The sequence below is a fragment of the Pedobacter sp. 05L430 genome (genome assembly GCF_056397585.1).
In genome coordinates this window covers 18,121-29,678 of sequence record NZ_JBFTNT010000033.1, presented here as the reverse complement: position 1 = coordinate 29,678, position 11,558 = coordinate 18,121, and the positions used below count along the sequence as shown (strand labels likewise).

The following is an 11,558-nucleotide window of genomic DNA, read 5'->3' as shown; positions in this document are numbered from 1 at the left end:
TAACTCTTCATCACTATATCCTAACAGTTTAGAAACCGCAGGATTGATTCTTTTAAAGTATCCATCAAATCCGGCGATACACATTAAATCCTGAGAAACTTCAAAAAAAGGTTCGCTATCAAAACTCTCTACAGAAACTCGATGCTGGTTATTTGCTTTAGGTATCATACGGCCAAGGATCGCTTTTTCTGAAGTTAATAGCTGTTAGTTATACTAAATCTACTAAAGTTTAGCTGTTTGTTCATTTTATTCAGTAATAAATTTTCTATTTTCTGCTCCGCATAGAGGGGGATATGCTTATTTATCTGATAATCATTAGATTCTGCTAAAGAGGGGTGACGAAAAATAATTTATTTGGGTTTAAATATCTGCTCACTGAAACCTCCTGCTGGGCAGAATTAAGACAGAATCAAGTTCAATTCGGGTTTTCTTCGGAAAATAGGTACCTTTTTCCGAAGCAGTCTCGAACCAGTGTTAACGTTGGTCTTATCAATCTATGAACGAAGTTACCCCTTGCTTAGTCTGATTGAAACAAAAGTTAGATTATAATTTAGAAGTATATAAAATTTGACTTTAGGGGTAATTTCATCATCTTTATTTAGCAAACTACTTACACCTTACTTTAAAAATGCCACAATTCAATCCAAAATTCGATGAGTATTATGCAAAATCAGCAGATTTTGCAAAGCCTATTATGGAATATTTACGCCAAATAATCCATGAAACATGTCCGGATGTTGAGGAAGTAATTAAATGGGGTATTCCACATTTCGATTACCATGGCGATATGATGTGCATCTTTGCTGCCTACAAAAATCACTGCTCATTCAGCATTTGGAAAGCAGCATTAATAACTAATCCAAAACTGAAAGAGAACATTAAACCTGAGCAAACAATGGGAAATATGGATAAAATCAAATCCCTGTCAGATTTGCCGGACAAAGAAACATTGATCGCGTATGTAAAAGAGGCGATGGCTTTAAATGAAAATGGAATAAAAATAGTAAAACCGAAAGCTGAGAAGCCCAAAGTTATTCAAGTACCAGATTATTTTAGTGAAATACTGGAAGCAAATCCACCGATTAAAGAGATTTTTGAAAGCAAATCACCTTCATTTCGGAAAGACTATTTAGTTTGGATAATCGATGCAAAAACAGACGCCACTCGTCAAACCAGAATAGAACAAGCCTTAGAATGGATAGCCGAAGGCAAAGGCAGGTTTTGGAAATATAATAAATAATCCAAACCCCATGTATTGTCTGGTTCTGCCTTTTTTTATCCTGATCCATAATATGTAAATTAAACTAAAATCTGATAATATCTGTATCCGGAGGAGTATGCCCAAGTAAGCGGCACATAATCATAATTTGCCCTTTATGATGAAATTCATGTGTTAAGACATGGGTAAAGACCTCCAGGGTAGTAGCCTCCATCTTTTTGCCCGAAATTATTCCGCTGATCACTTGGTTTGGGTTATTACCAAATTCATCAATATAAGTTAAAATGAGGCTGTCGGCTTCTTCAAATAAGGTTCTAAGCACCCTAAATGAAGAAACGTTGTAATCCTGATAAGTATCAATGTTAAGTTTTAGAGAGAAATTGCCGATCCAATGGCAATATACTCCTGCAATATGCAATAACATTTTGCCTGGAGAGAAGCCATTAAATTGGTCCAATGGGCTGAATACTTCCTCTTTTAATTGTGTCTCTAAAAAATCGAGCACAACAGTCCTGGAACTTTTTACCAGGACATATTGTTGTCTTAGTAATTCTTTAGCCAATATTGATGTCATGGAAATAAAATTACGATTTTTTAGTAATTTAGATACTTTCTGGCATTGGTCCTTATTTCTAAAATGCAATAGCCAACATTCATGGCAGCAGATGTTGGGGGTTTAAAGTGTAACATTAATCGATTATTATGAGGATACTTTGGAAATACCTTAAGCCGCATCGCACGCTTGTTTTTTTATCTTTAATACTAGCTGCTGTAGCTCAATTACTCAGCCTGGTTGATCCTGTAATATTTGGAAAGATCATTGATGAATATGCCACAAATAAGAACCACTTGTCTGAAACTGAACTGATAAATGGGATTTTATATTGGTTACTAATAGCACTTGGCATTGCTGTGGTGGCTAAACTATGTAAAGCTGCTCAGGATTATATAACCCGCAAAGCTGTTGCACGCTTTGGCATGAATATATTCAATGATGRCCTAAAGCAAACCTTACGCCTCTCATTTCAGGAATTTGAAGAGAGCAGAAGCGGAACTACGCTTTCTGTTCTGCAAAAAGTGAAAACTGATGCAGAGCGTTTTATTAATTCCTTTATCAATGTTTTGTTTTCTTCGCTTGTAGGAGTTGGCTTTTTAATATGGTATAGCATAAACAAGAATTGGCTTTTGGTTCCCGTTTTCTTTGTAGGAATTGTGCTTCTTGGGTCGCTTACGGGCTTAGTCTCTAAAAGGATAAAAGGGATTCAACGATCAATAAACAGGCAAACAGATAGCCAGGCTGGGGTTATTACCGAAAGCTTGCGAAATATTGAGTTGGTTAAAAGCCTTGGGTTAACGTTTCCTGAAATCAGGCGACTGAATGAACAAACATTGAAAATATTTGAGTTGGAAATGCAAAAGGCCGGCAAGGTAAGTTTCTTGTCTTTTTTGCAAGGGAATATGCTAAACTTGCTAAAGCAATCTATCCTTTTCATTCTCTTGTGGCTTATTTTCAGGAAAGTACTTAGTACCGGGGAGCTTATTGCTATGCAATTTATTTCTACGGCTATATTCACTCCTTTACAAGACCTTGGTAATATGATTGTGCTTTATAGAGAGGCAGATGCATCTTTAAAGAGTTTCGACAGGCTGATGAATAAACCCGTAGAGCAACGTCCTGAAAATTCAATTGAGATTGGCAAACTCGAAAACCTGCAGTTTGATAATGTCGTATTCCGTCATAGAACGGCAGGCTATAATGCCATCGACGGCATTTCATTTAAGATTAAAAGAGGGGAGACAATAGCCTTTGTGGGCCCGTCTGGATCAGGTAAGTCGACGCTGGTTAAGTTGCTGGTTGGATTGTACGTTCCTGTTGATGGACGGATCTTTTTTAACGATGTACCTTCAACCCAGGTACAATATAATCCGCTTAGGCGGCAAATAGGCTTTGTAACACAAGATACACAGATGTATGCTGGTTCTATTAAAGATAACCTGCTCTTTGTGAATCCAACGGCTACGGATGCAGATATTAATGATGCGCTGGAAAAAGCTTCAGCTTCTGGATTGGTTGCCAGAGCATCTCATGGGTTAAATACCATCCTTGGAGAAAGTGGTATGAAGTTGTCTGGCGGAGAAAAGCAAAGATTGTCTATTGCCAGGGCATTATTACGTCAGCCTCAATTACTGATTTTTGATGAAGCTACTTCTGCATTAGATTCGCTAACTGAAGAAGAAATTACCACAACCATAAGGGAGATATCGGATAGCAGACAACAAATGACCATATTAATTGCTCATCGTCTTTCTACCATCATGCACGCAGATGTTATTTACGTTCTTGAAAAAGGGATTATTTCGGAAGCCGGTACTCACGATGAACTATTGGAGCAAAGAGGACTTTATTATTCCATGTGGCGTCAGCAAGTAGGAGAAAGAAGAGAAATTCGCAGCTCAATAGATGTGTAGTAATTAGACGTATAATAGTTAAAAATATCACAGAAAATTAAAAGAAGATAAAAATGCTAATTGAACCAAACATACGGTTAAGCCGTATTCTTAGAAATACATGGCAGGTAGATATCATTATGATTATATCCTGCACAGCAGCCTATCTCGTGAGGACAGTTTTAATCAGGCATCATTTTGAAATTCCTTCCATTATCCCTGCTGTTTTAGGTACAGCCATTGCTTTTTTTGTAGGTTTTAACAACAATCAGGCATATGACCGCTGGTGGGAGGCCCGGAAAATATGGGGTTCTCTGGTGAATGATTCCAGATCATGGGCAAGAAGTATCATTAGCTATATTTCCCAAAATGAAACTGATGATCAACAATATGCTGCGCTAAAGAAACGAATGGTATATAAGCAAATAGCGTTTTTATATGCACTCAAAGCAAAACTTAGAGATGCCGTTGATGAAACCTATAGCCAGTATCTTGAACCGCATGATATGGAGGAAGTAAAGTTACATAGTAATGTTGCTAATGCAATTTTGATGCAGCAATCCAGAGCCCTGCAGCTTCTCGAAAAAGGAGGAATGATTGATGGTTTCCGTTTTATTGAAATGAATCAGTTGCTTGTAAAATTTTCTGACGAGATGGGTATGAGTGAACGCATTAAAAATACCATATACCCAACCGCTTATATTTATTTTACCAAAGCATTTATATGGCTTTTTGTGGTGTCGCTTACCCTGGTCATCAGCCCTTTTGCCGGGGTGTGGTCTATATTTTTAGGGTGGTTAGTAGGCTTTGTTTATGTGTCTACTCAGATCAATGGGATGAGCTTGATGAATCCTTTCGATAATAATTCTGCAGCTGTTCCATTAAATCAAATTACGCGTACTATAGAGATCAATCTACTGGAAATGCTGGGTGAAACAAATATACCTGAACCTGTAAAGCCGATTAATAATGAGTATGTACTTTAAGATGGTGAATAAAACTTTCTATAGCCGACAGAACTTCTGTTTCAAATGTTTCTTGTCTTCTTCTGCTTTTCTTGTTACTGCCAAATGATTGGCTTATGGCGTAGCTGTTGCCATATTTATTCTGTTTTTTTGATAGCGCATAATGCAATAAGCAATCTTCTTCTATACGTAGTATGAAAGCCTCATCAAAAGTTATGATCTGGCGCGTATACAAGCCAGGGATTTTGCAGTAGATGTTTCTGGTAGTCTGATCAAATATGTAGGTCACGTTAAAGTGAAACAGAAAATCGTACAATGCAGTAAATCCACATAACAAGCCTATAGCAAATATCCCCCATTTGGTTTCATAATTCAAATTAAGTGTGGGTATCATAATAAATGTTATCAAAGCAACAACGGTAAAAAGGATAACTTTCCATTTATAATCTCGTTTGGGTTGAAAACTTAATCGATCACCTTTTATTTTTAGGTTATAATTTGCCATATGTTTAATCTTGTTTAAAGTTTTTTAATGTTCCGTTAGGTTCGAAATCAATCGAATAGCGTTCCCGGGTTCCATTTATTGTTCCGGGAAACCAGCGTATGCGGCCATCCCAGAAAGACAGGTATACATGTGTTGTTGGTTTTGCACCTTCTACCTGTAATACCTTTTGATTATACGCTTGCAATACTGTTAGGGCAGAGGAAAAGTTGATTTGGTTTAATGGGACCAACCGACGTTCTATATTGCCGGAAGTTGTTTGTATAGGCTTTGGGGCGGACCATTTGCCATTTTCGTATTCATAAGCATCTACATATTTTGGATTTTCGGGATGTTGCAACATTAACCTGATTCGTCCATCGCCATTAAAGTGAACAGACTGATATATCTGTATTTCTTTGCCGGCATACTGAGGCAATTGTATAAGCTCCCTTTCTGCTCTTTCCAATTCTGCTTTAGTAAAAAAAGCTTTTTCGCGTTTTGTTTTGGGTTGGGGTGTAGGTATAGTATTGACCTTTTGTGACATGTTAATGCTTTTCAAAAACTCATTTACTTTTTCCTGTATCTCTTTACTGTTGTTACCTGTTTTGTTTTTTTGCAATGTTTCCAAATCCTTAAAAAGTACTGCGGCTTTTTCTTGCATACCATTAGCTTTAAGGGTATCGCCGTTTATAATCATTTCAGATTTTTGTATTTGCTGCGTTGTGGTTGTAGTGAAACCTGTTGTCGACTGTTTCTGCGCCTGGCGCTTCAAGGCAGCATCACTGGGCTTAAAAGTTTCGTTCACACTTTTGTTGATCTGCTTACAGCCTGTTAGTAGTAAACAGCCAATGATCAATGAGCTAGCTATGATGTTTAAGGTCTTCATATTATTATGCTTAACTCTTTTAAATCGCTGGCAAAGGCTACCCGTTTGGGATCTTCCTCGAGGTAAAAAATATCCACTTCTTTTTGACGTGTGCTATCCAGATCTAACAGGTCTACTATTTTTTTTATACTAACACCATGACGTTGATTTTGATGGTCTGTAAATTCAAGCACAAACTCAACCACGGGTTGCTCGTTTATGTATGTTCCAGTTTGACTGGCCTTGAGTAATCTGGCTGTTGCCGGCAATCCTTTGTACTTTATTACAAAATCATTTTTAGGATTTTGATTGGCAAATTTTGACATCAATCTTCCAAGAAGATTAATATTACCCAGGTTAAGTATTAAGGCACAAACCAGGAGCGGATGATAAAAAACCATAAAGCGCCATCCCATGCCTTCACTTTCTGTTTGATAAGCAAAGCAATAATAACCGGCTATCAGAGCTGCAATAACAAGCAGGGTAATATGAAGCAAGAGAAATACATTCCCTTTAACACTTACCTGGAAGCTGGACAGAACCATATAAGGATAATCGTTTGGATTTTGATCGAGAACCAATTCTACATTCTTTCCCGCCTCAAACCTGCGTTCATAAGGGGTTTTGTCATTTACAGTTATCTTTTCTTCAATTTGGGTACCTACAAGGTTTTTAAATGATAAATTAAGCTCATAAGTACTGTAGTTGACCTTTGGGTTTGATTTGTCAATACTAGTAAGAATCCTGGCCTCCCGCTTTATGCCGGTATTTTTAAGGTGCTCTATTTTTCTTTTTATAGAAAGAGTCCGAAGTATCCATTTGTTGTAGTAGCCTGTCAAAAGAATAATCCAAATAATGATAGATAAGACTACAAGGCCCAGAGCAAGCCAGGGATTTCTTGTTGCTAATTCTGGCGGATAACTATCACTCTTAATACTATAGTATAAGATCATGGGAAAAGGTATCGCATAAAATAATGCGAACAGTTTCCAAAATATAAAGAAGCCTTTACCCATAATACTTTCAGTTTTGTTAATCAGGTAAACCCATTATGATATACAGTTCATCATTTAATTTTTGTAATGGCTTTGCCGAAAAAAAACATTGGCGTAGAAAAATGTTTTTTGTTTTCCTGTTTTTTTGCATTACCAAAATACCCGATACGCCTAGTGTGATAAAAAGACTTTTAAGCTTGGAGACTAGAAAATGATCAAAATCATCGAAACTGTAGGTGATGGGTGCACTAAAGAAGAATGCTTTATAGTGAATCTTACGGTCTACCATATCAAAGCTTATTTCTGTAGTACTTCGCAATATGCTCAATATCCCAATTACAGCCAGAAACACAGCGAATACTGCAGCACCTTTCGTACTCGCATATATGAGGTTAAGTACCATTATGGCAAAAATTATTGCAGCCATGGTATAAAAAAAGCCTTTTTGCACTTTTAGATGATAAGTGCTGCCTTCTTTTTCGAAATATTTAAATGTTTGCATAATTATTCCAATTAACCAACGAAAGCAAATTTGTTTTCAAACATTTTACCAATTATCGGCAAAGGCTTTTGAGCACCATTAGCCGCATTGATAATTCCAATAATCCATAATATCAAAAAAACAAAGCCAAATACACCTATAAAAGATAAGGCAGGTATAACCATAGCTACTATATTTAAAGCAAGGCTAAAAATAATGTTCACAAGTGCCAGACCTAATGCTTGTCGTAAATGATATTTAAGCATTGAATCTGCATTGTCTTTTCCCTTTAAATAGGCCACAAGCCAACCAATAATGGTGATGTAGGATACGATAGATAGTGTTTTGTTATTCATTTTGATAGTATTTTGTTGTAAAATTATTTGATGTAAAGTTGCACTCTTACTCAAAGTTTTACCAAATTCAGGCTTACTACAAAACGCCTACATTCAAGTTGCACAAGCGTCTACAATATGTCTACATGAAAAAATAGATAGTTGATTTATATTAATTTTACTTTATGAATTATTTAAGGCACCTATTGTTTTTTGTAGCTGCGGGTTTGTCATCTTATACTGCAATAGCACAAACACCTGCTCAGCTTATTCATTCGGCTGAATCACTTCGTATCAATGAAAATTATAAAGCAGGGCTTGTTCAGGGGAGGCTTGCTGTTAATACTGCCTTAAAACTGAAAGATTTTACTACCGCAACCAGGGGCTATGTTGTTCTTGCCAATATTTACGCCAATATGCAGGAATTTCCATTGTTAAAAAAAATGAGCGATTCTGCCATGGTTACCGCAAAGCAGGCGCATGGTTCTTCAGCTATTGCCTATGGTTATTATGCCCAGGCTTTTTTATACAAGAGTATCGATAATGCCGAACTTTCCATGAAATATGGCCAGATGGCACTTAAGGAACTAGCAAAAACTCCGGATCATTACATTCTGGCTAAAATATATTACTTGTTATACGCTTTAAATACCCGCTGGAATAATGTGCCCAATATAAATCGGTACGCTCGCTTAGCCACAGAAAATGCCTTGCTCACTCAAGATTACAATTTACTTGGTAATTGCTATACCGCTTTATCCATATCAGCGGATTATAATTATAATGCTTCCAAAAGTATCGGCCAGCGAGATAGCATCCTCTTTTTCTTAAAGAAGGTAGAGGAGATATACGAGCAGCATCCGAAAGAAATAGCAGCAAAGACTTATGGTATTGCCTGCATTAATATTGCAGATTATTACTTGAAAAATTTTGCAGAAACAGATAAAGATGCGAAAGCAAGTGCTATTCAATATGCTAATAAAGCTCAGGAAGTGATGAAAGATGCGCCGAATGGCGAAGAAATTATAGCCAGCGGTTTGGGTATTCTAAGTGAGTATGCCATGCGTGAAAAAAACTTTCCAATGGCTGAAAGTTATTTGATGCAGGCTTATAGCATGATGCAGGCGCAGGAAATTCCCTATTATTATACCCTGGTCAATGTGGTGAGCTCGCTTTCCAGATTGTATGAGCAAACTGGAAACGACTCCATGGCATTAAAATTCCAGAAGAAAGTAACAGAATACAACGGTAAACTTTTTGATCAAAAACAGGCATTAAACGCGCAAAAGCTGGAAATTCAATACGAAGCCGAAAAAAAAAACAATGAAGTGATCCTGTTGCGGCAAAAGGAAAAGTATAATCAGGTACAACGGTATCTATATATAGGTATTTCGATTATTTCTTTATTGGGCCTTATTTTTATGTTCCGGGCTTATCATTTCCGCCTGCGTTACTCTTTGCAACGTGAAAAGCAATTGCATTTAGAAAAACAAGAGGCCGAATTGCAAACAAAATTAGATAAAGAAGAACAGCTGCGGCTACGGGCAGAGCAACAACTGCTGGAAACCCAACAGCAACAATTGCAAAAAGAAATGATGGCTAATGTGTTGCAACTGGAACACAAGAAACAAGTGTTTTCACAGATCAAAGAAAAGTTAAATGATAGCCAGGAGTTGAATATCAATAGAATATGGAATGAAGAGTTATTGCTGGACAATGATTTTAATGATGCAAAGATGCATATTCAACAAGTACACCCCGACTTCTTCGGCCTTCTGAATGAAAAAGCGCAGCAAAAACTCACTCCGCTTGATCTAAAGCTTTGTGCTTACCTGCATTTGCAAATGGACACAAAGAAAATAGCCAGCATCCTTCATATAGAGCCCAAAAGCGTACGCATGAGTCGTTACCGGATCAAGCAAAAACTGGGATTGGGTAAGGAAGATGATTTGAATATTTTTTTACAGAAACTAGGGTAATCCTTGTAATTTAAATTCACATTTTTCCCCCTTAATTAATTGTATTTTTTTAGTTACTTTTAGCGGCTGTGCCAGGTATCTAATGGCTGGGAACTGATTTTAACAATGGGTAATTATTCAAAACATACTGATGAAGAACTAGCTTTGTTGTTGAAACATGCTGGCCCGGATGTTTTTAAGGAGATTTATGATCGGTATTGGGATAGGTTACTTAACGCAGCTTATAAAAGGGTTAAGAACACCGAAACCTGCGAAGAAATTGTACAGGATGTTTTTACAAAACTTTGGACAAATAGAACCTCACTCCTATTTACAACAGGCCTTGGTAACTACCTGTATACGGCAGTTAGGTATAATGTAATAGACCATTACAGAAAACACGCTATAAGGGAAAATTTTATTACTTCAGAACAGGTTCAGCTAAAACTCGACAACTCTACCGAAGAGTACATTTTTCTTAACGATTTGAAAAAACACATTGATATGATGATCGCTAAGTTGCCGGTCAAATGTCGTTCTGTTTATCAGTTAAGTAGAATTGAGTTTAAAACAAATAAAGAGATCGCATCGGAACTTAACATTTCGGAAAAAACGGTAGAAGGCCACCTTACAAAAGCGTTGCAAAGCTTACGGGTAACAATAACTGAACTTATGCCCATCTTACTATTTTTTATAAAATAAATTTAGATTTACAGCAAGGGTTCTGCAGTTGTTAAACGACATGTTAAATAAGTAACCACATAGAGTTTAACGTAGTATGAACAATTTACAGCTTTCCAAATTATTGGAAAATTATATCAATGGCAATTGTACGCCTGAAGAGGTTTCAATGTTAAATCATTGGTATGATCAATATCAGGATAGTCCTAATTTTGTTCAGGATTTATCAGAAGAAAATCAGAAACTTTTAAAGAACAAGATTTTTTTAAGCATCGTTGCATCTACAGATCAAACAGATAATCCTGATTTACCAGAAATACCAACGCCYAAAATTGGCATATGGTGGCTTAAATATGCAGCAGCAATACTGCTGATAGTTTCTGTTACTTTCTTTTTTTGGAATAAATCGCTGCTGTGGAACAAAAAAGAACAATTGTCCAGTCAGCAAATTCACCTGGTAAATAAAACTGGTTTTATCATTAAAAAAATACTGCCAGATCAAAGTGTTGTTTATTTAAATCCTCAGGCAAGTCTTACTTATCCTGTTGAATTTAAAAAGGCATCCAGAGAGGTGATTATGGAAGGAGAATGTTTCTTTGAGATCACTAAAAATCCAAATCAACCTTTTATAATCAATAGTAATCATATCATTACCAAGGTATGGGGTACCAGCTTTAGGATTTCTGATTCTAAAGATGGAAGCTCTGCCAATGTAATTGTTGTAACCGGTAAGGTATCTGTAAGTAAAAAGGGCGCCAACCGTAAATCAGATGATGAGGTGTTTTTACTGCCGAAGGAAAGCATCGTTTTTAAAGGAAATAAAAATCTGCTTTATAAAGAAAAGCACGCAGATATGTCTTCTGTTGCGATCTGGAACCATGTTGATTTGTCTTTTAGTGATAAAAACCTTTCAGAAATAGTGAAGGTTCTGAGCTCGGAATTTAATACTGTTATAAAAGTTCAGGATGAAGAGCTCAATAAAGTAGTGATGAATGCCGATTTAACTGACTTAAATCTCCCTGATGTGTTAGAAGTGCTTAAGGCTTCGCTAAATCTGGAATACCATATTGACAATGATATTATCGTAGTGACCAAAAAGAATTAACCAAAATTAACCAATAAGTAAA

At 36.6% G+C, this 11,558-nt stretch carries 12 protein-coding genes; 6 read left to right on the top strand and 6 right to left on the bottom strand.

Going from position 1 to position 11,558, the window contains the following annotated elements:
• Positions 1 to 628 precede the first annotated feature (628 nt).
• A complete protein-coding gene (locus tag AC1DG9_RS08185; RefSeq protein ID WP_172660138.1) occupies positions 629 to 1,240 on the top strand; it encodes a YdeI/OmpD-associated family protein in 612 nt (203 codons plus the stop codon).
• A 64-nt stretch (positions 1,241 to 1,304) separates the two neighbouring features.
• On the opposite strand, the gene AC1DG9_RS08180 is transcribed toward AC1DG9_RS08185, so the two are convergent.
• The gene (locus AC1DG9_RS08180) at positions 1,305 to 1,793 is read right to left on the bottom strand and encodes a DinB family protein (RefSeq protein WP_337716807.1); all 489 of its coding nucleotides are present in this window, start codon (positions 1,791 to 1,793) and stop codon (positions 1,305 to 1,307) included.
• 128 nt (positions 1,794 to 1,921) lie between these two features.
• Between AC1DG9_RS08180 and AC1DG9_RS08175 the strand changes: the two genes are divergently transcribed.
• A complete protein-coding gene (locus AC1DG9_RS08175) occupies positions 1,922 to 3,688 on the top strand; it encodes an ABC transporter ATP-binding protein (protein ID WP_477634492.1) in 1,767 nt (588 codons plus the stop codon).
• Positions 3,689 to 3,741: 53 nt separating this feature from the next.
• A complete protein-coding gene (locus tag AC1DG9_RS08170; RefSeq protein ID WP_172660141.1) occupies positions 3,742 to 4,653 on the top strand; it encodes a bestrophin family protein in 912 nt (303 codons plus the stop codon).
• Here the strand turns inward: AC1DG9_RS08170 and AC1DG9_RS08165 are convergent.
• From AC1DG9_RS08165 to AC1DG9_RS08145, 5 genes are all read right to left on the bottom strand, one after another.
• The gene (locus AC1DG9_RS08165; RefSeq protein ID WP_337716811.1) at positions 4,631 to 5,137 is read right to left on the bottom strand and encodes a hypothetical protein; all 507 of its coding nucleotides are present in this window, start codon (positions 5,135 to 5,137) and stop codon (positions 4,631 to 4,633) included. The genes AC1DG9_RS08170 and AC1DG9_RS08165 overlap by 23 nt on opposite strands.
• Before the next feature lie 4 nt (positions 5,138 to 5,141).
• Complete coding sequence (locus tag AC1DG9_RS08160; protein ID WP_337716813.1) at positions 5,142 to 6,002, bottom strand: hypothetical protein; 861 nt, start codon at positions 6,000 to 6,002, stop codon at positions 5,142 to 5,144.
• A complete protein-coding gene (locus AC1DG9_RS08155; RefSeq protein WP_337716815.1) occupies positions 5,999 to 6,934 on the bottom strand; it encodes a hypothetical protein in 936 nt (311 codons plus the stop codon). The genes AC1DG9_RS08160 and AC1DG9_RS08155 overlap by 4 nt, the downstream gene beginning before the upstream one ends.
• Positions 6,935 to 7,013: 79 nt before the next feature.
• The gene (locus tag AC1DG9_RS08150; protein WP_337716817.1) at positions 7,014 to 7,478 is read right to left on the bottom strand and encodes a hypothetical protein; all 465 of its coding nucleotides are present in this window, start codon (positions 7,476 to 7,478) and stop codon (positions 7,014 to 7,016) included.
• An 11-nt stretch (positions 7,479 to 7,489) separates the two neighbouring features.
• Positions 7,490 to 7,813 carry a magnetosome magnetite crystal formation protein family gene (locus AC1DG9_RS08145; RefSeq protein WP_172660146.1) on the bottom strand — a complete coding sequence of 108 codons (324 nt, stop codon included), beginning with the start codon at positions 7,811 to 7,813 and terminating at the stop codon, positions 7,490 to 7,492.
• 164 nt (positions 7,814 to 7,977) lie between these two features.
• Between AC1DG9_RS08145 and AC1DG9_RS08140 the strand changes: the two genes are divergently transcribed.
• From AC1DG9_RS08140 to AC1DG9_RS08130, 3 genes are all read left to right on the top strand, one after another.
• A complete protein-coding gene (locus tag AC1DG9_RS08140; RefSeq protein ID WP_288879193.1) occupies positions 7,978 to 9,771 on the top strand; it encodes a helix-turn-helix transcriptional regulator in 1,794 nt (597 codons plus the stop codon).
• A gap of 105 nt (positions 9,772 to 9,876) precedes the next feature.
• The gene (locus AC1DG9_RS08135; RefSeq protein WP_172660148.1) at positions 9,877 to 10,452 is read left to right on the top strand and encodes an RNA polymerase sigma-70 factor; all 576 of its coding nucleotides are present in this window, start codon (positions 9,877 to 9,879) and stop codon (positions 10,450 to 10,452) included.
• Positions 10,453 to 10,528: 76 nt separating this feature from the next.
• The gene (locus AC1DG9_RS08130) at positions 10,529 to 11,536 is read left to right on the top strand and encodes a FecR family protein (protein WP_288879194.1); all 1,008 of its coding nucleotides are present in this window, start codon (positions 10,529 to 10,531) and stop codon (positions 11,534 to 11,536) included.
• Positions 11,537 to 11,558: the final 22 nt, after the last annotated feature.